This is a genomic window from Aquibium microcysteis, from assembly GCF_014495845.1.
Taxonomy (GTDB): Bacteria; Pseudomonadota; Alphaproteobacteria; order Rhizobiales; family Rhizobiaceae; genus Aquibium; species Aquibium microcysteis.
In genome coordinates this window covers 609,518-633,152 of the sequence record NZ_CP061080.1, presented here as the reverse complement: position 1 = coordinate 633,152, position 23,635 = coordinate 609,518, and the positions used below count along the sequence as shown (strand labels likewise).

The following is a 23,635-nucleotide window of genomic DNA, read 5'->3' as shown; positions in this document are numbered from 1 at the left end:
TCAGGCTCTCCTTGCCGCATCGCCGCGGTCGAGGGCCACGACGGCGTCCCCGCCCTTGGCTGCCGCGAACACGGCATCGCCCACCGGCAGGACCGTCATGATGCCGTGGCGCGTCCCGTCGGCCCGGCTGTGGAACGAGCGCGTCGGCCGCAGCCGGCCGTCCAGATGCACGACGAGGCCGTAGGATCGGGTCGGGGCCCAAGGCTTCAGCATGCCGAGATGCTTCTGGGCGCCCCCCTGCAGGGGCTCGAGGAAGGTGGCGGAGGGTTTCAGCGACGGCGCGGCCCAGTAGGCCTCGTCCACCTCCTCCATCATGCGCCCCAGGAAGGCCGGTTCGCGCTGGATGAACTCGATGATCTGGTTGCGCGGCGAAAACAGCGCGAGCCACCAGCCGCCGGCGGGGTCGGGGTGGATGCGGGCGGGATAGCCCGGCAGGTCGGCCAGCACCGGCTCGGGCGCCCGACCGCCGGACAGCGCGACGAGGCGATGGCGCCAGCTTTCGGACACGATCAGCCGGTCGCCGGTCCCGGCGGCAATGCCGAGCGGCCAGGCCAGTGCTGCGGCGATCCGTTCCTGCCCGCTGCCGTCGGGCATGGTCCGCCAGACCGCGCCATCGCTGCGGCGCTCCATCAGGTCCCGCTTCCAGTCGGCGGCAGCTCGGCGGACGGACCCCTGTGCCACGAACAGCGTGTCGTCGCCGGCGATGCACAGGGCGGTCACGCAGGTCGCCGGGCCGTCGCCCAGCCGCGCCACGGTGCGGCGCGTCCCGTCGGGATCGAGCACGACGATCAGCCCCTCGGCGAGTGCTGCCGCGATGCGTCCGGACGGCGCGGCGGCGAGGGCGGTGACGGCCGAGCCGAACTCGGCGAGCGTTTCCAGCCCGGCCGGCGTGATGCGGCAGATCCGGCGGCCGGTGGAGACGAGCGGCGAGCTGCCGTCATGGGCGAGGTCGTCCGGCGCCTCGACCGCCGCGACGAGTTCCGCCTCCTCGATCAGGCGGTTGGGGCGCAGCGCGCCGTCCATCGACGGGATCGTGACGGCGGCTTCGCCGCTGCCGCGAAAGGCGTCCCATCTCCGCTTCAAGGCGCCGATCACGTCCGGCCTCCCCAGTAGTCGTCGTTCGAGGTCCAGGTCGGGTCGGCGCCGGGGATGCGGTACTTGCCGACGCGGTTGTTGTAGATACCGCCCAGATACAGCCAGCCCTTGTGCTCGCGGATCGAGGTGATCATCGGATGGGCCTCGCCGCCGAGGTCCCACAGCACGTCGAGGATGGTGCCGGCGGAATCGAACTTGATGACGCAGCCGGTGTTCATGTTGGGGTAGAGCCAGTCGTCGCGTCCGACCTTCTGCACCATGCGGCGGCGGAAATCGGGCATCCGCAGCGCGAGGTCGAAGACCGGCGAGCGCATGCCGCAGAGCGCGCACCAGTAGGTGCCGTCGGAGGCACGGTTGATGTTGTCGGGATAGCCGGGCAGGTTGTCGATGACGATCTCGCGCGTCCCCTTCTTCGGACCGTCGAAGTACCAGCGCGTGATGCGGCAGCCCCAGGTCTCGGCAAAGAGCAGCGACTGGCCGGTCTTCTCCACGCAGATGCCGTTGGGCAGCTGCAGATTGGGCAGCACGGTGCGGGAGGCGCCGGTCGCCGGGTCGTAGCAGATGATGCGGCCGTTGCCGCGGCCCTCGAGCGCGTCGACCATCCAGTCGTACATCTCGTAGCGGACCGTCGCCTCGGAGAAATAGACCTTGCCGTCGGGCGCGATGTCGAGGTCGTCGGCGAGGCGAAGGCGGCTGTCGTCGACGATCGAGAGCAGGCTGCGGTTGGTTTCGTCGGAGAGCTTCGTCACCTCGCCGGCCGGCGAGATCTTGAACAGGCCCATGCCGCCGACGCAGGAATGCAGATTGCCATCGGCGTCGAAGGCCATGCCCAGCGGATGGCCGCCGATATGGGCGAAGATCTCCCAGCGTTTGTGGTCGGGCGCGAAGAAGCGGATGATGTCGCCGTGGCGGCTGCCGCAATAGAGGTTGTCGTCGCGATCGAAGATGACGTCCTCCGGCCCGTCGAGCTCGCCGAGGCCGATCGCCTCGACGCCGCGCAGCTTGTCGTTCAGCGCGTAGGGCGAGCCCGAACCCGCGGCGGTCTCGGGCAGCGGCGGCAGGCGGAAATAGGTCGGCGAGACGTAGGCGCGGGCGAGCACCTTGTGCCGGTTCTTGACCCAGCGCACGTCGATGGCGACGGCGGCGAGCAGGATCAGGCCGAGCACGAGCGAACTCGTGCCGCTGGTCAGCCCCATGCGGATCAGGCTGTTCTGGACGAGCAGGATGATCAGGGCGCCGAGCATGGCCTTGACGATGGAGCCGCGCCCGCCGCCGAGGCTGATGCCGCCGAGCACGGCCGCCGTCAGCATGGTGACCTCGAGCCCCTTGCCGACGTCGGTGCCGGCACTCGACAGCCGCGCGGCGTAGAAGGTCGCGGCGAGCCCGGTGAGCGCCCCCGACAGGACGTAGGTCGCGCAGATGGTGCGCTTGACCCGGATGCCGGCATTGTAGGCCGAGCGGCGCGAGCCGCCGACGGCCATGACGTGCCAGCCGAAGCGCATCCGCGTCAGAACGACGTGGCCGACGAGGGCGATGACGGCCGCCACGACGAGGCTCGACGGAATGCCGAACAGCTTGCCGATGGCCATGAACTCCCAGGCCGCCGAGGGATTGAAACCGCGGGCGATGGTCTGGCCGTAGTCGAGCAGGCCCTGGTCGACGACCGCGCGCACGATGATCAGCATCACCAGCGTCGTCAGGAAGGCGCGCATGCCGAGATAGCCGATCAGCAGGCCGTTCACGAGGCCGATCAGGCCGCCGAGCAGCATGATCGCCGGGATGCCGACCGCCAGGTTGATCTCCATCGTGTTGATGAAGAGCAGCGCGGCGAGGTTGCAGAGGGCAAAGACCGAGCCGACGGTGAGATCGATGCCGCCGGCCATCATCACGAAGGTGATGCCGACGATGATGATCAGGTATTCGCCGTAGATCTGGGCGATGTCGGAGAGATTGGAGCCGCGCAGGAAGCCCGACATCGCCAGGCTGAAGAAGGTGAAGACGGCGGCCAGGATGACGACCGGAATCAGCGTGTCGATCCAGTTCTTGGACAGGATCTCGCCCACGAACTTGTCCGGCACCCAGCGGTATCGCCAGCGTGTCCAGGTTTCCGAAACCGCCATCTCAGTCATTCTCCGAAAGAGCACCGGGATCGAGGAGCGGCGCGCGGTGCGCCGCTCCCGCCCCGCAACGGCGTCAGCCGCCGAAGGCCTTCATGTCCTCGAGCGTCCAGCAGGACGAGGGCGTGAGGTTGTCCTTGGTCAGGATCTTGAGCGGGGTGTAGAGCGCGAAGGGTGCGCTGCCCGGCTCGGGCGCGGTCTGCAGCAGGATCTTCACCGCCGCGTTGAGGTCGCGCGCCTGGCCGGGCACGTCGTAGCTCACATAGGCGTCGAAGCTGCCGTTCTCGATGTTGTCGCAGGCCGCCGACTTCGAGCCGCCGCCGGACGAGACGAAATAGATCTGGTCCTGCATGTTGGCTTCGCGGATGGCCGCCGCCGTGCCGGTGTCCTGCCCGTCCCAGACGCCGAGGATGCCGCAGAGGTCGGGGTTCTGCTTGAGCACGGTCGAGGTGATGGCCTGCGCCTTGGCGGGGTCGAAGTCGGCCGACTGCCGGGCAACGACCTGGATCTCGGGGTGCTCTGCGAAGACGTCTTCGAAGGCCTGGTTGCCGATGACGATGGTGGGCGTGGCGGCCTGACCGGTGACGATGGCGATCTTGCCGTTCTTGCCGGAGCCCTCGCCGCAGGCCTTGACGATCGCCTCCGCCTGCTTGAGCCCGAGGTCGTACCAGTCGGCGCCGACATAGGCATCGCCGTTGGTGACGGACTTCAGGTTGACCTGGATGACGTTGATCCCGGCGCTCATGGCCTTGGGCACGATGCGGTTGTAGGCCTGCTGGTCGAGCGGATGCAGGATCAGCACGTCCGGCTCGTCGGCGATGAAGCCGTTGGCGGCCTGCACGCCGGCCTCGACGTTCCAGTTGGGATCGCGCACGTCGACGGTGTAGCCGAGCGCCTTCGCCTGGTTCTGCAGGCCGGCGTTCCATCCCTCGGTCAGGTCGAAGCCCATGGAGAGCGGCACGAAGGCCACCTTCTTGCCCTTCATGCTCTCGTAGTAGGTCTTCGACTGGCCGTCGTCGTAGGGTTCCGACATCGCCGCGCCGACGGACGCCAGAAGGGCGCCCCCGGCGGCGAGCGCCTTGAGAAGCTTCAGTCCACGCATGTCATTTTCCTCCACTTGAAACGACGGTTCAGATGTCGCCGTGCTGAGCGGTCTGCTCGTCACGGGGATTGAGAAGCGTATCGACCACGATCGCGAGCAGCAGGATCACGCTCTTCAGGATGCTCTGGATCGTGTAGGTCAGGTTCATGATCGTCATTCCGTTGAGCAGGATGCCGATCAGGATGGTGCCGACGACGACGTTGCGGATGCCGCCCTTGCCGCCCGACAGGCCGATGCCGCCGAGCACCACGACCAGGATCACGTCGTAGACCATGGTCGAGAGCGCGAGCCGCGTGTTGATGCCGGCGAGCGCGGTCGCCATGACGATGCCGGCCACCAGCGCGATGATCGAGGTGAGCACGTATTGCAGGACGATCATGGGCCTGACCGGCAGTCCCGTGATGCGCGCGGCGGCGGGGTTGTCGCCCATGCCGTAGATGAATCGCCCCGGCTTCAGATAGCGCAGGAAGAGCCAGGCCGCCGCCGCCACCAGCGCGAAGACGATGACGGGCGTCGGCACGCCGAGCACGCGGCCGCTGCCGATCGAATAGAACCAGGACTCGCCGCCGGTGACGTAGACGGCCTCGATCGGCACCAGCAGCGACTTGCCGAACCCGTAGACGACGATGCCCATGGCCAGCGTGGCGAAGATCGCCGGAATCTCGACATAGGCGATGAGCACGCCGTTGACGATGCCGACGGCCACCACGAAGGCGAGCGCGCAGAGGAAGGCGAGCCAGATCGGGAAGCCGCCGTTCACGAGGTTGAGCAACCAGGCGACCGAGACCGGCATGGTCGAGAGGATCGACAGGTCGATGCCGCGGCCAATGATGGCGATCGCCATGCCCACACCGAGAATGCCGAGGATCGAGACGTTCTGGATCAGCGACAGGAGATTGCCGGCGTCCAGGAATCCCGGCAGCACGATCGAGAACAGGACGAAAAGCCCCGCCGCAATGGCGACGACGATCCGCTCCTGGGAAATGCCCATCAATATGGCCATCGGTTCCTCCGGGTGCGCCGTTCTGCGGCAGCGCTTAATGAATACTGTTCATCTGCAACGGGGAAAGTCAACGCAATTCCTGCGTGGCGGGTTGGTCTTCGCAAAGAATTCCGTTATCTGTGCAGATATTTGCGCGCAGGATTCCGGCTGGTCCGGGTTAATGAACCCGACCCATCTGCAGGCCATGGAAGCGCCGGCCGCGCGGCTAGAGCGGATAGCCGACGTAGGCTCCGTCCTCGATCCGCTCGATGTATTCCGTCATGCCGACGCCCGTCTGGTCCCCCCAGGTGAAGCGGGAGAAGCCTTCGGCGATGCGCGACACGAGGACGCCCTCTTCGGTCTTGCGGCGGTTGCGAAGCGGCGCGAGCTTCAGGATCTCGACGTCGATGCGCACCTTGCGCTGCTTCGTCATCACGCCGAGCCGCACGAAGGCCGGGTCGCGATCGGCGGTCCAGTCGGTCTGGACCTCCAGATCGAGCACCTCCTCGTACTGGCCGTCGACGAGCAGCACGCCCTGGCGGCGGACCTTGCCGGCCTGGTCGGTGATCTTGAGCAGCATCAGGCCGTCGCCGTTCGGGAAGTTGGCGATGAACAGGCGGTAGAAATAGATGACCTGCCAGTAGCGCGGGCCCCAGGAATGGTCGCGCCAGCCGCGGCCGTCGATCTCCCAGCTCTCGTCGCCCACCCTGATGATGCCGCGGGCGCGGCCGTGCTGGTTGAAATGACCGAGCGAGAAATCGCGCCCGTACATGGTCTGCACGCTGTCGTCCGCCGGCTCGCCGCCGTGGACGGGCGATTCGGCCTCGTGGGTCCAGGACACGTGACCGGGCAGGCGCGGGCCGCGGGCGAAGAGTTCCTGCGGATTGCGCAGGTCGTCGGGATCGTCGACGATGATGAAGTCGCCGTCATAGCGCATGGTCACGCTCTTCAGCGGCTCGTTGACCGTGTAGGTGATGCCGCCCGCCTCGAACCGGTCGTTGGCGGTGATCGCCGGCCGCTGGAACTGGCAGGCGATGCGGCCGTCGGGCAGATAGAGGCACACCGACAGTTCGGCATACCCCTCGTTGACGCGGTTGCCGAGCCGCATCCAGCCACCGAAGGCGTTCACCGGGTCGAAGGCGTTGGTGTAGACGCTTTCGTTGAAGTTCGGCGAGGCGTCCGGCACGTGGTTGAACTCGTGCTCCGGCCGCATGATGTATCTGTCGCTCATCGCTTCGCCTCCTGCGGCTCGTCCAGCACGACGACCACCTTCATGCGGCCGCGCTGGATCGGTTGATCGTTCTGGTTCAGGACCTCGAAGGCGTAGGTCGCGAGACCCCGCCCCGGCTTCGACGTCGGACGGACGTCCTCCACCGTGACGCGCGAGCGGATCGTGTCGCCGATCTTCACCGCGCCCGAGAAATCCCAGGTGATGTTGACGAGGCCGATCACGCGCGCCCCGAACAGGCCGGTATGCGTCGCCATGCCGATCGCGGTCGCCATGGAGTGCGGACCATGCGCGATGCGGGTCCCGTGCGGGGTCGACCGCGCGAAGGTCTCGTCGACGTGGACCGGCGTGAAGTCGCCGACCAGCCCGGCGAACAGGGTGACGTCGCCCTCGCCGATGGTGCGGCCGGCCGTCTCGACGGTCTCTCCGATGACGAGCGGTCTCATGCGGCGGCTCCTTCCAGGGACTTCGACAGTTCGACGCGCGCCAACGCCTCGCGGTGCACCTCGTCGGGACCGTCGCCGATGCGCAGAAAGCGGGTCTCGGCGAAGGCTTCGGCGAGGAAGAAATCCTGCGACAGCCCTGCCCCGCCATGCACCTGGATGGCGCGGTCGATGACGCGGCCGGCCGTCTCCGGCACGACGATCTTGGCGACCGCGATCTCGTTGCGGGCGGCCTTGTTGCCGAGCCTGTCCATGGTCCAGGCCGCCTTCAGCGTCACCAGCCGGGCCTGTTCGATGTCGCAGCGCGATTGGCCGATCGCCTGGCGCACGCCGCCCATCTCGGCCAGCGTCGAGCCGAAGGCGCGGCGCGAGCGCGCCCGTTCGCACATGATCTCCAGCGCCCGCTCGGCCAGACCGATGAAGCGCATGCAGTGGTGGATGCGGCCGGGGCCGAGCCGGCCCTGCGCGATCTCGAAGCCGCGCCCCTCTCCCAGAAGCACGTTTTCGGCCGGCACGCGCACCTCCTCGAAGACGATCTCGGCGTGGCCGAGCGGCGCATGCTCGTAGCCGTAGACGCTGAGCGGGCGCACCACCCGCACGCCCGGCGCGTCCATCGGCACCAGGATCATCGTCTGCTGCCTGTGCTTCTGGGCGGACGGATCGCTCTTGCCCATGACGATGGCCACCTTGCACCGCGCCGACGGCGCGCCGGTCGCCCACCATTTGCGGCCGTTGACGACGTAGTGGTCCCCGTCGCGCCGGATCGCGGTCTCGATGTTGGTCGCGTCCGAGGAGGCCACCTGCGGCTCGGTCATGGCGAAGCAGGAGCGGATCTCTCCCGACAGCAGCGGCTTCAGCCAGCGCTCCTTCTGGGCCTCGCTGCCATAGGTGGCGAGGATTTCCATGTTGCCGACGTCGGGCGCGTTGCAGTTGAAGATCTCGGGCGCGGCGAGCGAACGGCCGAGAATCTCGCAGAGCTGCGAATACTCGAAGTTCGACAGCCCCTGCCCCTCCGGACCGTGATGGTAGAACAGGTTCCACAGGCCCTGCGCCTTCGCCTTCTCCATAAGGTCCATGGCGAGCGGCCGCGGCTGCCATTTCTCCGCCTCCGGCGGCGGCTCGAGAAGCGCGCGTTCGTTCGGATAGACGTGCTCGCGCATGAACGCGATGAGCCGTTCCCGCAGCGCGGCCGCGTGCGGGGAGAGTTCTGCAAACATGGTGTCCTCCGTCAGGCGCTCTTCAGCCCGACCTTCTCCCGTTTGATGACGATTCCGGCGGCGTCTCGGTCCCAGGTGTCGCCGGTGATGCCGGCTTCGCGCAGTTTCACTTTCTCGATCTTGGCGGTCGGCGTGCGCGGCAGGGCATCGACCACCCGCACGTAGCGGGGGATCATGAAGTGGGCCATGCGCGGCCGCAGGAACGCGATCAGTTCGGCCGGATCGAAGCTCTCGCCCTCGCGCAGGGCGACCACGGCCATGACTTCGTCCTCGGCGACCTCGCTCTTCACCGCGACGGCGGCCGCCTCGCGCACCGCCGGGAAGGCGAGCACCTCGGATTCGACCTCGAAGGAGGAGATGTTCTCGCCGCGGCGGCGGATCGCGTCCTTCAGCCGGTCGACGAAATAGTAGTTGCCTTCGGCATCCATGCGGAACCCGTCGCCGGTATGGAACCAGCCGTTGCGCCAGGCCCGCATCGTCGCTTCGGGATTGGCGGCATAGCCGTGGTTCAGCGCCCAGGGGCAATCGGTGCGCACGACGAGTTCGCCGACGGTGCCCACCGGCACCTCGCAGTCGTTCTCGTCGACGATGCGCACGTCGACGCCGTCGCGCTTGCGCCCGGCGCTGCCGAGCGCGGTCGGGTTGGGCTGCGAGACGATCGGCATGGAGATTTCGGTCATGTTGAAATGGGTGTGGATCTCGGTGCCGAAGCGTGCATGGAACTGCGGCGCGGTGTCGTTCAACGGCACGTAGGTGCAGGTCCGCAGCGTGTGGTTCCGGTCGTCGGACCCCGGCGGCTGCTTGAGCAGGAAGCTGCCCATCACGCCGAGCAGCACCGCCGTGGTGATGCCGGTCTCGCGCACGGTCCGCCAGAAGGTCTCGGTGTTGAAGGAATCGACCATGACGATCGAGCCGCCATGGATGAGCATGGCGGTGACCGGCATGACCCCGCCCGAATGGAACATCGGCAGGTTGATCATGTAGCGGTCGTCCGACCGCAGGAAGGGCGCCGCCGCCGCCATGGCGTAGAGGTGCATGTAGGACGACATCACCCCCTTGGACGGACCGGTCGTGCCCGAGGTGAAGATGATCGACTGCATGTCCCACGGCGCGATCGGCCGCTCCAGCGCGGGAGCGGTGTCGTCGTCGCTCTCCAGTGCAGCGGACGGGAGCACCTTCAGGCCATCGAGGGGTTCGCCCTCCCCGCACAGGACGACGATCTCTTCGAGCCTGGCACGCTCGATCTCGCCGAGCCGCCGGTAGAGGTCCGCGTGGACGATGCCGAGCCGGGCCTCGGTGAGCGACACCGCATGGCGCAGCAGGTTGCCGCGGTAGGCGAGATTGAGCGGCACGAAGACCGCGCCGAGATAATTGAGGCCGAACCAGACCTTCAGGCACTCCATGCCGTTGGGCAGCCAGACCATGACGCGCTCGCCCTGCCGCACGCCGAGCGCCCGCAGCGCGTTGGCGGTGCGGATCGTCTCGCGCAGCGTCTGCGCATAGGTCCAGCGCGTGCCGTCGGCGAAGATCGCGAACAGCTTGTCGGGCTGCGTCGCCGCCCATCGCTCGAGCATGTGGCGCTGGATGCAGGCTTCGGGCGCCGGCATGCGCGGATCGACGTGATAGTCCATCAGTCCCTCCCTCCGGTCATCGGGCTCACGCGCCCGCCCCGCCGCTGCCGCTGGCGATTTCGGCGAAGAGCGGCTTGCGGGTGATCTTCATTTCCGCGCGCATCTCGTCCTGGAGATGCGCCCTGATGCGTCGCGTCGCCTCGGCGCAGGGCGGCTCGCCGCGGCGCGGCCAGAGCGCGGCGACGACGTCGCCGACGACGGCGTCGAGCGCGGCCTTCTCCGCCGCGAGCGCCGCCGCGGCCGCATCCGGACCGGCCGCGGCGACGTCGGCGACCGGCAGTCCGGGCACGAGCGCGGCGACCTCGTCGAGCAGCCGGCGCTTGTCGGCGATGCGTCCGACGAGGGTGGCGTGCGACCACTCCACGCGGGGCGCGATGTTGTTGAGCAGGTCGATGACGGCGACGGCCTGTCCCCGCGCATAGGAATCGGCGACGTTGGGGATGACGTCGGCGCGCAGGGTGGCGATGATGCCGTCGATCAGGCGGGCGAGCGGAATGTTCACGACGCGCGCTCCATGGCGGATTCGACCTGCAGCAGCATGCGCGGGATCTGGGCGCCCATGCCGGCCATCCTGAGATCGTTGAACCCCCGGCGGGCGAAGCAGTCCGTCGCGCCGTAATGCATGATGGCGAGCTTGAACGTGCCGAAGGCTTCCCAATAGGCCATGTCGGCCAGCGACACCGCGTGCCCGGTCAGCACGGCATAGCGGTCGCGCAGTTCCTCGCGCTCGAAGAAGTGGCACATGTAGGGCGAGCGCCCGCGCCAGGCCTGCAGGCAGACCCAGCCGAGGTCCTCGATCGGGTCGCCGAGGCGGACCAGTTCCCAGTCGAGGATGGCGGTGATGCGGCCCTCGCGCTCCAGGAAGTTGCCGATGCGGAAGTCGCCATGCGTGATCGAGATGCGCCGCGCCACGGGCGCGCGTTCCCGCAGCCACGCCGCCGCCATCTCCAGGAGCGGCACCCGCTCGGGCGACCATCTCGCCAGGAGCCCCATCCAGTGCTCCACCTGGTCGGCCGCGGTGCGGGCGACGTCGGTGGTTCCGTCGATGCGGGCGACGTCGGTTCCCTGCCAGCGGAAATCGTGCAGCGCGGCCAGCGCCCCCACGAACTGCGTGCCGAGCAGCACGCGCCGTTCGTCGTCGAAGGCCGGGCCGCCGTCATGCGTCCACGGGATCGGCGCTTCGCCCTCGACCAGATCGCAGACGAAGAAGGGGGCGCCGAGGATGGAGGTGTCGTCGGAGTACCAGTAGACCCGCGGCACCGGGACACTGCTTCCGGCGAGCGCGGCGAGCGTCACGAATTCGGGGAAAGCCCTGTAGGGGCCGAAGATGCCGGCCGGCGGCCCCGCCCGCAGGATGAGGTCGCGCTCGAACGCGTCGCCGCCCTCGCTCCAGCGCGCCCGGAAGCCGTAAGTCACCCAGGAGAAGCCGACGGTGAAGCGGCGCAGCGGGCCGATCTCGACCGTGCTCCTCGTCTGCGCCGCGACGAAGGCGGCGAGTGCCGCCCGCACCGTCTCCGTGTCGGTCGGGTCGAAGACCGGTCCCTCGCGGTCGGCCGGCAGCGCGCGTGCCACGAGCCCGGTCATCGCGCGACGCCTTCCCGGGCCGGATCCTCGACGCCGAGGACGATCCGGACGTCGCGCCAGAACAGGCGCAGCATCTCGAGCAGCATGAGGCCGAAGGCGAGCGGCATCATCGCCATGATCGGCCAGACCGGCAGGAAGGACGTGCCGATCTGCATGGTGCGGTTCTGTTCGATGCCGACCCAGACGAACCGTGCGACGAACCAGAGGAAGACGGCATAGACCGCGATCTCGACCGCCAGCGCAAAGGCCATCAGGGCGGCGCGGCGGCGCGGCGGCTGCGAATCGGCCACGATCTCGAGCCGCGGGAACAGGCCTTCGCGGTGGGCGATCGGCAGCGCCCAGAAGACGAGAAGCGGAAACAGGACGCGCTCGATGATGTTGTAGGCACCGGGAATGAGGTCGGCCTGCAGGAAGTAGCGGCCGGCGACGCTGATCACGGTCACCATCATCATGGCGAACAGCATCGACCCCGCTCCGATCGCGGCGAGGCCCCATTCCAGTTTCCAGACGAGTTTCCAGAAGCGCATTGCGATGTCCGGTCAGTTGAGGTGGCTCGGCAGCCAGGTGGCGATGCCGGGAAACAGCATCATGGCGGCCACGACGACGGCTGCCGAGACGGCCGAAAATGTCATGCAAGGCCGGAACACGGGCCCGACCGGCGTGCGCGCCGCCGTCGCGGCGGTGAAGGCGACGAGGCCGACGGGCGGCGTCAGGAGGCCGAGCGAGATGACGAAGCAGGCGAGCACGCCGAACCAGATCCGGTCGACGCCGGCCGCCTCCACCATCGGGATGATGATGGGAATGGTGAGAACGATGATCGTCACCTCCTCCAGCACCATGCCGGCGAGGAACAGGCCGGCCATCAGCACCAGGATGAGCGCCGTCGGGCTGGCGATCAGCGGATCCGCGAAATGAAGGAGTTCGGTCGGCAGGCGGGAGAAGGACATGAAGCGCGAGAAGATCTGCGCGGCGATGAGCAGCATCAGGATCATGGCCGAGACCTTGACGGAATCGATCAGGGCGGCAGCGATGTCGGCCGCGCCGACCCGGCGCATGGCGATCATGCCGACGAAGGCTGCGAAGGCACCGAGCGCACCCGCCTCGCCGACGGTGACGACGCCGCCGTAGATGCCGCCGAAGACCACCGTCATCAGCACCACGACGAAGACGAAGGCGCTGAACGACCGGCGCAGGCGGGCGGGATCCTCCGGCTCGGCGGTGCCGAGCCCGTCGACGGCGCCGGTCTCCACCTCGCCGAGGAAGTAGAGGCAGCCGACATAGACCGCCATGCACAGCATGGCCGGGCCGATCGAGCCGATGAAGAGGTGGCCGATCGGCACTTCCGTCAGCGATCCGTAGATCATGATGAGCAGGCTCGGCGGGATGATGACCGAGAGCGAGCCGGAGATCGCCGCGAGCGCCACGGAGAAGCTGCGCGTGTAGCCCACGCGCTGCAGTTCGGGTCCGGCCAGCGTCGCCAGAGCCGCGGCGCTCGCCGTGCCGGAGCCCGAGACGGCGCCGAGCAGGCCGCCGGTGATCAGCGTCGCGACCCCGAGCGGAAAGCGGCGGTAGCCGGCGATCCGGTGGCCGACCCGGAACAGGTCGACGATCACGCCGCCCTTGAGCAGGAGCTGGGCCATCAGGAGATAGAGCGGGATGATCGACAGCGTGTAGCTCGACGCCGTGTAGAAGGTGTCGCCGCCGACGATGCCGTTCAGCACGCCCGGTCCCATCCACAGCATGATGCCGAGGAGGCCCGCGCCGAGCAGGCAGGTCGCGATCGCCTGGCCCGCCATCATGAAGACGACGGTCCAGAGCGTGACCGCCCAGATGATCCAGTCCTTCGACATTCCCGGTCTCCGGTTCGGAGAATGAAGCGGCGCCGCGGGTCAGTTCCCCGGCGCCGCGACGATCACTGCGCCAGATATTCGGCGACGCCGGCGGGCAGCTTGCCGCCCTCGGCCTGGATCAGTTCGGCATAGAGCTTCGCGGTGGCGCGGGCCGGATGGCCGTTGGCCTCGGTCTTCTCGATCCAGGCCTTCCAGGTCTCGGCCGCCGCGGTCTCGACATGCGCCTTCATCGCCGGCGACAGGTCGTTGATGGAGGTGAACTCGCCGCCGTCCTTGGCGATGGATTCATCGCGCACCGTGCCGACGCGTGCCTCCCATTCCTGCGCATTGGTCAGGGCGACCTCGCGCGCCGTCTTGTCGAACAGCGCCTTCTGGTCGTCGGTGAGGTCGTTCCAGGCCTGGTCGCTGATCGCCAGGTAGCTCTCCCAGTGGCCGATCGAGACGTCGACGATCGAATGGCGCAGCAATTGCTGCAGCGAATAGGACGGCCAGTCGGAGATGGCGATGACGAGCCCTTCGATGGTGCCGCGCGAGGCGGCCTCGAAGGCCTGCGACCCGGGCATGGTGACGGGCGTCGCGCCGAGCTTCTCCAGCATGATGGTGTGCAGGGCCGAGCCGGCCCGCAGCGGCACGCCGTTGAAGTCGGCCGGCTCCTTCAGCACCTTCTTCACGGTCGAGATCGAATAGGGCGCGGTGGCGCCGAGCGCCCAGACGTGGATCCCCTTCGAGGCGATCTCGTAATCGTGGAAGGTCTGGTCGCCCTTGATCTTGGCCTCGGAGTCCAGGAGCTTCTGGAAGGCACGCGTGACCATGGGCGAATCCGTACCGTAGGTCGGAAGCTGGGTCACGTCGGACAGCGGGAAGCGGCCCTCGTGATAGGGGGCGAGCAGCGGTGCGGCGACCGAGATCGTCCCGCTCGTCAGCGCGTCGAGCTCGCGGCCGACCGAGGTCAGCTCGCCGGCATAGAAGCGCGTGAACTTGACGTCGCCGTTGCTGCCCTTCTCGATGGCATCGGCGAACGGGTCCATATGGGCGCCGACCCACAGATGCGGCTTGCCGAGGCCGGTGGAGATGATGAGATCGGCGGCGTGCGCCGACAGGGTCAGCGCGACGGTGGCGACCGCGGTGGCGGCCAGCAGCTTACGGGCATGCGCAAACATTCTGTTCCCTCCCTTGGAACAGCCGGTGTCGTTTCGAGACGAGCTCGACCGAACGGCCTGGTTGTGGAAATCGGACCGGCCTCCACCGGTCCGCGGCATCCCTTCTCCCGGCAGGGAGCTCTCTCCCATGGGACTGCCGATGCGTCACATGCTAGACCGATTTCCGATTTTGTAAACAGAAATGAACGGTGACTCATAATTCATTTCGGATTTGACGACGCCGCTCCCGTCCCTTACCCTGTGCCCGACATGCCAGCAGCCATCTCGCCCTCCCGCGACGCGGTCGCCAGATTGAAGCCCGGCGCGCCGAAGCCGCGGCTGACGCGCGCCGAAAAGGCGGAGGCGACGCGCGCGCGCCTGTTCGAGGCCGCGATCGAGATCGTCGGTGAAATGGGCTACGCGGCGGCGTCGGTGGCGCTGATCACCGCCCGGGCCAAGGTCGCGCAGGGCACCTTCTACAACTACTTCGAATCGCGGCAGGACCTGCTCGACCAGCTGCTGCCCTCGCTCAGCCTGCGCCTGCACGCGCTGATCCGCCAGCGCGTGATGGAAGCGCCCGACGACGCGATCGAGCGCGAGAAGGCCCGCCTCGCCGGCTTCTTCGAGTTCCTCGAGAAGGAGCCGCATCTGTTCAAGATCATCAGCGAGGGCACGGTCCAGGCGCCGAAGGGCTTTCGCGCGCATCTGGAGATGCAGTCGGCGAGCTACCGGCGCGCGCTCGAGTACGAGCGCCGCCGCGGCAATCTCCTGATCGATGACCCGCTGGAGATCGACATCCTGTCGCAGATGCTGATCTCGACGCGCGAATATCTGTCGGGCCGCTTCTGCTACGAGGACGGGCAATTCGTCCGCCCCTCGGCCGACGTCGTCGACACCTACGAGAAGCTGCTGCGCGGCAGGATCTACAAGTGACGGAGCCTGCCGCGATCGCGTCACCGGACGTCGCCTCCTTCTTCCACGTCAACGTCAACTGCACGGACTTCGAGCGCTCGCTCGCCTTCTACCGGCTGATCGGCTTCGAGCCCGTGAACACCTTCGAGGGTGACGCAAGCTTCGGCGCCGTCGGCCTCGGGCCGGTGCTGCGCCTGCCGGACGACTGCGCCGGCCGCGCCGTCCTGCTGAAGCTTCGGGGCGACGGGCACGGCCCACGGCTCGACCTGATCGAGTGGACCGCCCCGCGCGAGGCCCCGCCGCCGCCGCGCAGCCTCGCCCAGCCCGGCGTCGGGCGGATCTGCCTGCGCGCCCTGGACGCCGATGCCGTCCATGCGCGCCTGGCGGCCGCGGGTCACCACGGCTACACCCCGCCGGTGCGGATCGTCCTCGGCGGCTCGGTCATCAAGGTCTTCTGCGTGGAGGACCCCGACGGCGCGATCATCGAGTTCATGGAGTTCCTCGGCCGCGCCTGAGCCCGCCCGACCTTCCGATCGCAGCGTCCCGCGCCGCCGCAGAGCGGGGTGCGAGCACTGCGGGCGATTTTAATGAAGTGCCTTCATCAGATCACCCGCCGCTTCTCTCTCGCGTGACTCCCGAGGGCTTGAGGCAGGAGTCGGCAAGCCGATGGCGAAAGCGCCGGGCTCACCGAAAGCGGGTTGACAGCACTGATGAGTTGAATTCATCTTCTTCCCAGCGGAGGAGGAGATAGCGTGAACCATCCCGTCAGGAGCAAGCCGCTCATTGCGCACCGGCGCGTTGCGCCGCGTCGCGAGATCGCCGGCCAACCGGGCCGCAGGCCGGACGCCGCCGGGACGGGGATGGTCGCGATCCGCCGGCCGGCCGAAGCGGGCAAGGCGCCGTCCATCGCCCTCCCCGCCTTCCCCCGCGCCGTCGCGGACGATCCGCGCTGCGCCGATTTCCGGTCTTGAGGAAGGGGCTGCCGACGATGTCTTCCCCGATCCGCTTCTACATGGACTTCGCCTCGCCCTACGCCTATTTCGCCAGCCGCGCGATCGAGGCGGTCGGGGCGGAGTTCGGCCGGCCGGTCGAATGGCGGCCGATCCTGATGTGGGCGGTGCTGAAGGCGCACGGCATCGCCGCGCCGATGGACGTGCCGGTCAAGCGGAGCTATCTCCTTGCCGACATGGAGCGGTCGGCGGCCTTCCACGGGCTGGATTACCGGCACCCGGTGAAGCTGCCGATGTCGGCGCATCTGGCCGCGCGGCTCCACCATGCGGTGGCGGCCGAGGACCCGGCCACCGCCGGCCTGCTCGCGCATGCCCTCTTCGAGGCCTTCTTCCGCGACCATCGCGACGTCGCCGACATGGAGACGCTGGTGGCGATCGGCGCCTCGGTCGGGCTGTCGCGCGAGACGGTCGTCGAGGGCGCGACCGGTACGGCCGGGCGCGCGCTCCTCGAAGCCGCCGTCGCCGAGGCGATCGGGGCCGGCGTGGTCGGATCGCCCTATTTCATCGTCGACGGCGAGGGCCTGTTTGGTGCAGACCGTCTGCCGCAGGTGCGGTGGCTGCTTTCTGGAGGACGGGCATGAGCGATTTCGCCGACGTGAACTACGGGGTCGAGGCGGGCGTGGCGCGGCTGGCCGTCAACCGGCCCGACAAGCTCAACGCCTATCGCGACCGGACCGCGGACGAGCTGCGGGCGGCGCTTGCGCGCGCCGAAGCGGATCCGTCCGTCAAGGCGGTGCTGCTCACCGGCGAAGGCCGCGCCTTCGGTGCCGGCTACGATCTCTCCACCATCGACCCGAACGCGACGCCCGCGCTCGACGACGTGCTGCAGATCCACTTCAACCCGCTGGTCGAGGCGATGCGCCGGTCGCGCCTGCCGATCGTGGCGGCCGTCAACGGTCCCTGCGCGGGGGCGGCGGTCGGCATCGCGCTCGCCGCCGACATCGTGCTGGCGGGGCGATCGACCTATTTCTACGAGCCCTTCGTCGGCATCGCACTGGTGCCGGACGCCGGCAACACGCTGTTCCTGTCGCGCATGCTGGGCCGTGTGCGCGCGTCCGGCATGATGCTGCTCGGCGACCGCATCGACGCCGCGCGGGCCCTGGACTGGGGGCTGCTCTGGGAGGTGGTCGACGACGAGCGCCTGCAGCCCCGCGCTTCCGAGATCTGCGCGAAGCTCGCGGGCCTCGACGGAGACGCCGTCGCGGCGACGAAGAGGCTGATCGCGAACGCCGCCGATTTCGGTGCCGCCGAGCAGCTCGCCCTCGAACGCGACCTGCAGGGCGAAGCCGGCCGCACGCCGGCGATGAAGCAGCGCATCGCCGCCTTCTTCGCGCGGCAGAAGAGCTGAACGCGCCCACCGGTCCGACTCGCCGCGCCTCCGTCCGCCCCGGTCCCGTCCGTCATCCGCGTCCTGGAGCGCGGCCGCCCGAGATCGCGACACTCGCGGCGTCCGCGCGGCGCCCTGCCCGCTCTTGCGTTCCACGTCCGCAGCGATCCGTCGACCGGTCCAGCCGCCGCCGTCGGAACGTTCATGCCGGTCCGACCGCGCAGACCTCGTCCCCGGCGGATGAAGAGGAAGCTTCGCCTCTATGGCTCAGTCATAGCCTATGATCTATGCCCGCCGATAGCGTGCAGGCAGGTTGCTCCGCCCGGGTCATGGTGAAACAGTCCCCGTGAGGCCGGCGGGAGGAAGCTGCCGGCAACACGCGATCCGGTCCGTCCGGCATCAGGGAGGAACAGCATGACACTGACCAGACGATCGGCCATGGCCGCCATTCTCGCAATCGGCGCGGGACTGCCACTGTCCGGTGCGGCGACCGCACAGGACCTCGACACGCTGCGCGTCGGCAAGTCGGTGACGAGTTCCCTCGCCTTCTCCGCGCTGCAGGTCGGCGAGGCGGCCGGCATCTGGGAGAAGGTCGGGCTCGACATCGAGTTCTTCGCCTTCGCCGGCGACGCCAAGATGCAGCAGGCCTTCGCCGCCGGCGAACTGGACATCGGCCTCGGCTCCGGTCCGAGCATGGCCTATGCCGCCAAGGGCGTCCCGATCACCACCGTTGCGACGCTCGCCGGCCCGCCGCGCAACATGGCGCTGGTCGTCGGGGGCAAGTCCGAAATGAAGGCGATCGACGATCTGAAGGGCAAGCGCGTCGGCGTCACCACCGCGGGCTCGCTGACGGCCTGGATCGTCGACGAACTCAACCGGCAGAAGGGCTGGGAAGGCGAGGACCGCCTCCAGCCGGTGGCGATGGGCGAGATGCGCACCCGTCTCGCCGCGATGGAATCGGGCGAACTGCCCGCGAGCGTCACCTCGACGGTGCAGGGCTACGATCTCGAGGATCGCGGGATGGCGCGCGTGCTGGTCGATTTCGGCGACCTCGTCCCGCATTTCCACACCCACGTCATCTTCGCGCATACCGACGTCGTCGAGGAACGCCCCGAGGTGATCGAGAAGTTCCTGAAGGGCTGGTTCATGACGGTCGAGCACATGAAGGCCAACAAGGACAGCTCGATCAAGGTCTCGGCGGCGGAGATGAAGGTCAGCGAGCACATCGTCGCCAAGGTGTTCGACACCGAGATGGGCATGATGTCGACGGACGGCAGCTTCGATCCGGACGCGATCGACGTGCTCAAGAAGTCCTTCGTCGAACTCGGCATCCTCGACTACGAGCCCGAGATCTCGGAACTCTATACCGACCGCTTCATTCCGGTCGCATACTGACGCGGCGCGCGCGGCCGGCCGGTCCGGCCGCGCTCCCATTCTCGAGAACAGGAATCACGATGAACGCGCCCGCCTTCCGCGCCACGACCGATGCTGCCTCGGCTCCGGTCGTCATCTCGGTCAAGAACGTCAGCAAGCGGTTCGGCGCCGCCGGATCGAGCCAGTCGGTCCTCGCGCTCGACGACGTGTCGCTCGACATCCGCAAGGGCGAGTTCGTCTGCCTGCTCGGGCCGTCCGGCTGCGGCAAGAGCACGCTCCTCAACATCATCGGCGGGCTGACCGACGCCAGCACGGGCAGCGCCCGCATCGAAGGGCGCGAGATCAAGGGCCCGACGCCCGACGCCATCTCCTTCGTGTTCCAGGAAAGCACGCTGTTCCCCTGGTACACGATCGTCGAGAACTTCAACATCGCGCTGAAATTCCAGGGCGTGCCGCCGTCCGAATGGTCCGACCGCACGATGAAGGCGCTGAAGTCGGTCGGCATGGCGACCTTCGCGAACCATTATCCGAACCAGCTGTCGGTCGGCATGCGCCAGCGCGTCAACATGGCCCGCGGCATCGCGCTGAAGACCGACGTGCTCCTGATGGACGAGCCCTTCGCCGCGCTCGACGAGCAGACCCGCATGGTGCTCGGCGAGGATCTCTCGACGCTGCTGGCCGAAACCGGCAAGACCATCGTCTTCGTCACCCACAGCCTCGCCGAGGCGGTCTTCCTGTCGGACCGCATCATCGTCATGACCGCCCGGCCGGGCCGGATCAAGACCGTGGTGGAGGTCGGCGAGCCGCATCCCCGCTCGCCCGACTTCATGCTGGAGCCGCGCTTCAGCGAACTGCGCAACGAACTCTACGCCCTGCTCCGCGACGAGATCCGCGCGGCCACCGCCGCGATGCGCGATCCGGTCGCCGCGCCCGTCTCACTGCACGGAGGCTGACATGGCGGGCAAGGACGCCAACACGCTCGGCACGCGCGCGATCCAGATCGGCTTCCTCGTCGCCGTCGGCCTCGTCTGGTGGGCGCTGGCCGCCAACCGCATGGTCCCGCCGCTGTTCCTGCCGCACCCGGAGGCGGTGTGGCGCGCCTTCGTGCGGCTGGTCTCCGGCGGCCAGTTCTGGTCGGCGGTGGGCGTCACGCTGACGTCGATCGTGCAGGCCTACGGCATCGCCGTCGTCTGCGGGCTCGCCGTCGGCTATCTCGTCAGCCGCTCGCGCTATTCCACCAGGCTGTTCGAGCCGCTGATCGCGGCCTGTTTCGCGGTGCCGATCACCCTGTTCTTCCCGATCTTCATCCTCGTCTTCGGCATCGGGCCTGCCTCGAAGGTCGCCTATGGCGCGGTCTACGGCTTCTTTCCGGTCGCCCTCAACACCATCGCGGGCTTTTCCGGCGTCGGCGCCCATTACGTGAAGGCGGCACGCTCGATGGGCGCCTCGCGTGCGCAGATGTTCCGCCACGTCCTCCTGCCCGCGGCCTTCCCGGTGGTGGTGACGGGGCTGCGGATCAGCTTCTTCATCTGCTTCGCGTCGGTCCTCGGCGGCGAGGCCATCTCATCGGCGTCGGGCGTCGGCAACAACATCGCCCATGCCGCCGAACTGATGGAGCCGGCGCGGATGTTCGCCTGGATCGTCTTCGTGATCGTCACCGCGATCATCCTCAACATGGTCGTCTCGCATGTCGAGAGCCGGGGCCGGGAGCACTAGGCGATGTCGATTGCCGATCATACGACGGTGCGGCCCGGGGCGCCCGCGCGGCGCATCGGCGCCTTCTTCGACGGTCCGGGCGGCATCGTCCGGGCACGGCTGGCGCTGATCGTCGTGGCGATCCTGGCGCTGGAAGTCTACGCCCGGCTGTTCGCCAATCCCACCTTCTTCCCGCCGCTGACGGAGGTGGGACGCAGCCTCTTCGACACCGTGCTCGCGGACCCCCAGATCCGCGGCGCCGTCGCGGCCGCGATCTGGCAGATCACCATCGCCTACGGACTGTCGATCGCGGTGGGGCTGGGGCTCGGCCTCGCCGTCGGCTGGACGAGCTTCGGCCGCCGGGCGACCTTCCCGATCGTCCTCCTCCTCTACGCCATCCCGCAGGTGGTCCTGCTGCCGCTGTTCGTGCTGGTCTTCGGCCTCGGCGCCGGCTCCAAGATCGCCTTCGGCTTCAGCCACGGCGTGTTCCCGATCCTGGTCAACGTCGTGGCCGGCATGCGCAACGTCAACCAGCTCTACGTGCGCGGCGCGCAGTCGATGGGTGCCAACCGGATCGACCTGTTCCGGCACGTGATCTTCCCGCACATGGTGCCGAGCTTCTTCGCCGGCCTGCGGCTCGGCATGACCATGACCCTGCTCGGCGTCATCCTGGCCGAACTCTACGTCTCGACCCAGGGCATCGGCTACTTCACCAAGGTCTTCGCCGAGACGATGGATCCCGCCCCCCTCTACGCGATCATCCTGCTTCTCGCGGCGATCGCCATCACCTTCAACGAAATCGTCCGCATCGCGGAACGACGCTTCACGCGCTGGCAGGCCTAGCGCGGGTCCTCCGGAGAAACATCGACATGAACATCGTAGGAACCGACATCGGTGGCACCTTCACCGATCTGGTGGGCTGCATCGACGGAAAGATCGTCACGTCGAAGACGTCCACCGTCCCCGCCGATCCGACCGAAGGGGTGGCGACCAGTCTCCGGCTCGCCGGCTGCGACATGAAGAGCCTGTCGGAAGTGCTGCACGGCTCGACGATCGCCATCAACACGGTGCTGGAACGCAAGGGCGCGCGCACCGCGCTGATCACGACGCGCGGCTTCCGCGACGTCTACGCCATCGGCCGCGGCAACCGGATCGAGGCGTTCAACCTGTTCTTCCACCGGCCGAAACCGCTGATCGAACGCGAGTTCCGCTACGAGATCGACGAGCGCATCAATGCCGCCGGCGAGGTGCTGACGCCGCTCGACACCGGCGCCCTGGAGACGATCCTCGACGACTTCCGTGCCAACGGCATCCAGGCCGTCGCCGTGTGCCTGCTGCATGCCTATGCCAATCCCGATCACGAGCGCCGCGTCGGGGAGATCCTGCGCAAGGCGCGGCCGGACCTCTTCGTGACGCTGTCGCACGAGATCCTGCGCGAGTATCGCGAGTACGAGCGGACCTCCACCACCGCGCTCAACGCCTTCATCGGCCCCCGCGTCAAGGCCTATCTCGGCAAGCTCGAAAGCCACCTGCGCGGCGCCGATTTCGGGGGCAAGGTCCACATCATGCGCTCCAACGGCGGCGTGATGTCGATCAACCTCGCGCAGGGCCAGCCCGTCTCGATGATGGAATCGGGACCCGTCGCCGGCATGATCGGCGCCGGGCGGCTGGCGTCGCTGCTCGGCTACGACCGCTGCATCGGCTTCGACATGGGCGGGACGACCGCCAAGTCGAGCCTCATCACCAACGGTGCGCCGGCGATCGAGGACGGCTACGTCATCGGCGACCATGCCAGCGGACAGCCGATGCAGCTTCCCGTCGTCGACATCGTCGAGGTCGGCGCCGGCGGCGGCTCGATCGCCTGGATCGACGAAGGCGGCGGGGCGCATGTCGGTCCGCAGAGCGCGGGCGCCGATCCCGGCCCCGCCTGCTACGGCAAGGGCAATGCCGACCCGGTGGTCACCGACGCCAACCTCGTCCTCGGCCGCATCAATCCCCGGCGTTTCCTAGACGGCGGCATGCCGCTCGACGTCGAGGCCGCGCGCCGCGCGATCCGCGAGAAGATCGCCGGCCCGCTCGGCCTGTCGGTCGAGCAGGCCGCGCTCGGCATCGTCCGCATCGCCGACAGCGCCATGTCACTGTCGGTGCGCGCGGTGTCCGTCAACAAGGGCGTCGACCCGCGCGACACGGCGATGATCGCCTTCGGCGGCGGCGGACCGCTGCATGCCGGCTCGATCGCGCGGGAGATCTTCATCCCGACGGTCATCGTTCCCAAGCTGCCCGGCACCTTCTCGGCGCTCGGCATGCTGATGGCCTCGTGGCGTCAGGACTTCGTCCGCACGCTGATCGGCCGGCTGGGCTCGCTCGACGTCGCGACCGTCCGCACCGTCTACGAGGAGTTGGACGAGGCCGGCCGGGCGCAGCTCGCCGCCGACGGCATCGCACCCGGCGCGGCGCGCTTCGAATTCTTCGCCGACCTGCGCTATGTCGGCCAGGAACACGCCATCCCCATCCCGATCTCGCGTCCGGACGATCTCACCGACGGCCATGCCGGCCTGAAGGCGGCCTTCGACGTCGAGCACGACCAGCGCTACGGCCAGTCCGCGCCCGACGAATCCATGGAGGTCGTCAACCTGCGGCTCATCGTCACCTCCGACCGTGCCGACACGCTCGCCGAGCGCTGGCTGAGCGAGCCCTGGCAGGCGGAGGCCGCGCGCGACGACACGACGCGCCCCGTGATCTTCGACGACGCCGCCAAGCCGCTCGACGCGCGCATCGTCTGGCGCCCGGCGCTCCGGCCCGGCGACGTGGTCGAAGGCCCCGCCGTGATCGAGGAGCAGAATTCGACGACGCTGGTCGCCCCCGGCGACCACGTCACGGTGGCCGACACCGGCCATCTGATCATCCGCATCGGACGTTCCCACTGAGG

Annotated in this window: 23 protein-coding genes; 10 read left to right on the top strand and 13 right to left on the bottom strand. The window is 68.3% G+C overall.

Annotation, left to right across the window (positions count from 1 at the left end; translation table 11 throughout):
* The 13 genes from IAI54_RS02895 to dctP all read right to left on the bottom strand — a co-directional run bounded on the left by IAI54_RS02895 (position 1) and on the right by dctP (position 14,409).
* Positions 1-1,095 carry an SMP-30/gluconolactonase/LRE family protein gene (locus IAI54_RS02895; protein ID WP_187970929.1) on the bottom strand — a complete coding sequence of 365 codons (1,095 nt, stop codon included), beginning with the start codon at positions 1,093-1,095 and terminating at the stop codon, positions 1-3.
* Positions 1,092-3,215 (bottom strand): ABC transporter permease, encoded by a 2,124-nt coding sequence (locus tag IAI54_RS02890; RefSeq protein WP_187970928.1) that lies wholly within the window; start codon positions 3,213-3,215, stop codon positions 1,092-1,094. The genes IAI54_RS02895 and IAI54_RS02890 overlap by 4 nt, the downstream gene beginning before the upstream one ends.
* 73 nt (positions 3,216-3,288) lie before the next feature.
* A complete protein-coding gene (locus tag IAI54_RS02885) occupies positions 3,289-4,314 on the bottom strand; it encodes a sugar ABC transporter substrate-binding protein (protein ID WP_187970927.1) in 1,026 nt (341 codons plus the stop codon).
* 28 nt (positions 4,315-4,342) lie between these two features.
* On the bottom strand, positions 4,343-5,317 hold the full coding sequence (locus IAI54_RS02880; RefSeq protein WP_187970926.1) for an ABC transporter permease: 975 nt from the start codon (positions 5,315-5,317) through the stop codon (positions 4,343-4,345).
* Positions 5,318-5,522: 205 nt separating this feature from the next.
* On the bottom strand, positions 5,523-6,527 hold the full coding sequence (locus IAI54_RS02875; protein WP_187970925.1) for a DUF7064 domain-containing protein: 1,005 nt from the start codon (positions 6,525-6,527) through the stop codon (positions 5,523-5,525).
* Complete coding sequence (locus IAI54_RS02870; RefSeq protein WP_187970924.1) at positions 6,524-6,970, bottom strand: MaoC family dehydratase; 447 nt, start codon at positions 6,968-6,970, stop codon at positions 6,524-6,526. The genes IAI54_RS02875 and IAI54_RS02870 overlap by 4 nt, the downstream gene beginning before the upstream one ends.
* Positions 6,967-8,184: an acyl-CoA dehydrogenase family protein gene (locus IAI54_RS02865; RefSeq protein ID WP_187970923.1), complete on the bottom strand. Its 1,218-nt coding sequence runs from the start codon at positions 8,182-8,184 to the stop codon at positions 6,967-6,969. The genes IAI54_RS02870 and IAI54_RS02865 overlap by 4 nt, the downstream gene beginning before the upstream one ends.
* A gap of 11 nt (positions 8,185-8,195) precedes the next feature.
* A complete protein-coding gene (locus IAI54_RS02860) occupies positions 8,196-9,815 on the bottom strand; it encodes an AMP-binding protein (RefSeq protein WP_210321200.1) in 1,620 nt (539 codons plus the stop codon).
* Between the two features lie 25 nt (positions 9,816-9,840).
* Positions 9,841-10,317 carry a hypothetical protein gene (locus IAI54_RS02855; RefSeq protein WP_187970922.1) on the bottom strand — a complete coding sequence of 159 codons (477 nt, stop codon included), beginning with the start codon at positions 10,315-10,317 and terminating at the stop codon, positions 9,841-9,843.
* The gene (locus IAI54_RS02850; RefSeq protein WP_187970921.1) at positions 10,314-11,399 is read right to left on the bottom strand and encodes a phosphotransferase family protein; all 1,086 of its coding nucleotides are present in this window, start codon (positions 11,397-11,399) and stop codon (positions 10,314-10,316) included. Before IAI54_RS02850 ends, IAI54_RS02855 begins: the two co-directional genes overlap by 4 nt.
* Positions 11,396-11,926 carry a TRAP transporter small permease gene (locus tag IAI54_RS02845; protein ID WP_187970920.1) on the bottom strand — a complete coding sequence of 177 codons (531 nt, stop codon included), beginning with the start codon at positions 11,924-11,926 and terminating at the stop codon, positions 11,396-11,398. Before IAI54_RS02845 ends, IAI54_RS02850 begins: the two co-directional genes overlap by 4 nt.
* A 12-nt stretch (positions 11,927-11,938) precedes the next feature.
* Positions 11,939-13,249 carry a TRAP transporter large permease subunit gene (locus IAI54_RS02840; protein ID WP_187970919.1) on the bottom strand — a complete coding sequence of 437 codons (1,311 nt, stop codon included), beginning with the start codon at positions 13,247-13,249 and terminating at the stop codon, positions 11,939-11,941.
* Positions 13,250-13,311: 62 nt separating this feature from the next.
* Positions 13,312-14,409 carry a TRAP transporter substrate-binding protein DctP gene (gene dctP, locus IAI54_RS02835; protein ID WP_187970918.1) on the bottom strand — a complete coding sequence of 366 codons (1,098 nt, stop codon included), beginning with the start codon at positions 14,407-14,409 and terminating at the stop codon, positions 13,312-13,314.
* A 249-nt stretch (positions 14,410-14,658) separates the two neighbouring features.
* Here dctP and IAI54_RS02830 point away from each other — a divergent pair, with 249 nt between their 5' ends.
* The 10 genes from IAI54_RS02830 (at position 14,659) to IAI54_RS02785 (ending at position 23,633) form a co-directional block, all read left to right on the top strand.
* A complete protein-coding gene (locus tag IAI54_RS02830) occupies positions 14,659-15,321 on the top strand; it encodes a TetR/AcrR family transcriptional regulator (protein WP_187970917.1) in 663 nt (220 codons plus the stop codon).
* Positions 15,318-15,815: a VOC family protein gene (locus IAI54_RS02825; protein ID WP_187970916.1), complete on the top strand. Its 498-nt coding sequence runs from the start codon at positions 15,318-15,320 to the stop codon at positions 15,813-15,815. Before IAI54_RS02830 ends, IAI54_RS02825 begins: the two co-directional genes overlap by 4 nt.
* Positions 15,816-16,052: 237 nt before the next feature.
* Positions 16,053-16,271 (top strand): hypothetical protein, encoded by a 219-nt coding sequence (locus IAI54_RS02820; RefSeq protein ID WP_187970915.1) that lies wholly within the window; start codon positions 16,053-16,055, stop codon positions 16,269-16,271.
* Between the two features lie 17 nt (positions 16,272-16,288).
* Positions 16,289-16,891, top strand: coding sequence for a 2-hydroxychromene-2-carboxylate isomerase (locus tag IAI54_RS02815; protein ID WP_187970914.1), 603 nt, complete (start codon positions 16,289-16,291; stop codon positions 16,889-16,891).
* Positions 16,888-17,658: an enoyl-CoA hydratase-related protein gene (locus IAI54_RS02810; RefSeq protein ID WP_187970913.1), complete on the top strand. Its 771-nt coding sequence runs from the start codon at positions 16,888-16,890 to the stop codon at positions 17,656-17,658. Before IAI54_RS02815 ends, IAI54_RS02810 begins: the two co-directional genes overlap by 4 nt.
* Positions 17,659-18,051: 393 nt before the next feature.
* Positions 18,052-19,032: an ABC transporter substrate-binding protein gene (locus tag IAI54_RS02805; protein WP_187970912.1), complete on the top strand. Its 981-nt coding sequence runs from the start codon at positions 18,052-18,054 to the stop codon at positions 19,030-19,032.
* A 59-nt stretch (positions 19,033-19,091) separates the two neighbouring features.
* Positions 19,092-19,964, top strand: a complete 873-nt coding sequence (locus tag IAI54_RS02800) for an ABC transporter ATP-binding protein (RefSeq protein ID WP_187970911.1) — start codon at positions 19,092-19,094, stop codon at positions 19,962-19,964.
* 1 nt (position 19,965) lies between these two features.
* Positions 19,966-20,727, top strand: a complete 762-nt coding sequence (locus IAI54_RS02795) for an ABC transporter permease (RefSeq protein ID WP_187970910.1) — start codon at positions 19,966-19,968, stop codon at positions 20,725-20,727.
* Positions 20,728-20,730: 3 nt separating this feature from the next.
* Positions 20,731-21,549: an ABC transporter permease gene (locus IAI54_RS02790; RefSeq protein ID WP_187970909.1), complete on the top strand. Its 819-nt coding sequence runs from the start codon at positions 20,731-20,733 to the stop codon at positions 21,547-21,549.
* A 26-nt stretch (positions 21,550-21,575) separates the two neighbouring features.
* Positions 21,576-23,633, top strand: coding sequence for a hydantoinase/oxoprolinase family protein (locus IAI54_RS02785; protein ID WP_187970908.1), 2,058 nt, complete (start codon positions 21,576-21,578; stop codon positions 23,631-23,633).
* Positions 23,634-23,635 lie beyond the last annotated feature (2 nt).

What these genes read in the sequence shown, in the direction of transcription:
- IAI54_RS02830 (WP_187970917.1), top strand. Translation starts at nt 14,659, where the DNA reads ATGCCAGCAGCCATCTCGCCCTCCCGCGACGCGGTCGCCAGATTGAAG.
- IAI54_RS02885 (WP_187970927.1), bottom strand. Translation starts at nt 4,314, where the DNA reads ATGCGTGGACTGAAGCTTCTCAAGGCGCTCGCCGCCGGGGGCGCCCTT.
- IAI54_RS02785 (WP_187970908.1), top strand. Translation starts at nt 21,576, where the DNA reads ATGAACATCGTAGGAACCGACATCGGTGGCACCTTCACCGATCTGGTG.
- IAI54_RS02860 (WP_210321200.1), bottom strand. Translation starts at nt 9,815, where the DNA reads ATGGACTATCACGTCGATCCGCGCATGCCGGCGCCCGAAGCCTGCATC.
- dctP (WP_187970918.1), bottom strand. Translation starts at nt 14,409, where the DNA reads ATGTTTGCGCATGCCCGTAAGCTGCTGGCCGCCACCGCGGTCGCCACC.
- IAI54_RS02790 (WP_187970909.1), top strand. Translation starts at nt 20,731, where the DNA reads ATGTCGATTGCCGATCATACGACGGTGCGGCCCGGGGCGCCCGCGCGG.
- IAI54_RS02840 (WP_187970919.1), bottom strand. Translation starts at nt 13,249, where the DNA reads ATGTCGAAGGACTGGATCATCTGGGCGGTCACGCTCTGGACCGTCGTC.
- IAI54_RS02845 (WP_187970920.1), bottom strand. Translation starts at nt 11,926, where the DNA reads ATGCGCTTCTGGAAACTCGTCTGGAAACTGGAATGGGGCCTCGCCGCG.
- IAI54_RS02800 (WP_187970911.1), top strand. Translation starts at nt 19,092, where the DNA reads ATGAACGCGCCCGCCTTCCGCGCCACGACCGATGCTGCCTCGGCTCCG.
- IAI54_RS02875 (WP_187970925.1), bottom strand. Translation starts at nt 6,527, where the DNA reads ATGAGCGACAGATACATCATGCGGCCGGAGCACGAGTTCAACCACGTG.
- IAI54_RS02815 (WP_187970914.1), top strand. Translation starts at nt 16,289, where the DNA reads ATGTCTTCCCCGATCCGCTTCTACATGGACTTCGCCTCGCCCTACGCC.
- IAI54_RS02870 (WP_187970924.1), bottom strand. Translation starts at nt 6,970, where the DNA reads ATGAGACCGCTCGTCATCGGAGAGACCGTCGAGACGGCCGGCCGCACC.
- IAI54_RS02865 (WP_187970923.1), bottom strand. Translation starts at nt 8,184, where the DNA reads ATGTTTGCAGAACTCTCCCCGCACGCGGCCGCGCTGCGGGAACGGCTC.
- IAI54_RS02805 (WP_187970912.1), top strand. Translation starts at nt 18,052, where the DNA reads ATGACACTGACCAGACGATCGGCCATGGCCGCCATTCTCGCAATCGGC.
- IAI54_RS02890 (WP_187970928.1), bottom strand. Translation starts at nt 3,215, where the DNA reads ATGGCGGTTTCGGAAACCTGGACACGCTGGCGATACCGCTGGGTGCCG.
- IAI54_RS02795 (WP_187970910.1), top strand. Translation starts at nt 19,966, where the DNA reads ATGGCGGGCAAGGACGCCAACACGCTCGGCACGCGCGCGATCCAGATC.
- IAI54_RS02810 (WP_187970913.1), top strand. Translation starts at nt 16,888, where the DNA reads ATGAGCGATTTCGCCGACGTGAACTACGGGGTCGAGGCGGGCGTGGCG.
- IAI54_RS02850 (WP_187970921.1), bottom strand. Translation starts at nt 11,399, where the DNA reads ATGACCGGGCTCGTGGCACGCGCGCTGCCGGCCGACCGCGAGGGACCG.
- IAI54_RS02880 (WP_187970926.1), bottom strand. Translation starts at nt 5,317, where the DNA reads ATGGCCATATTGATGGGCATTTCCCAGGAGCGGATCGTCGTCGCCATT.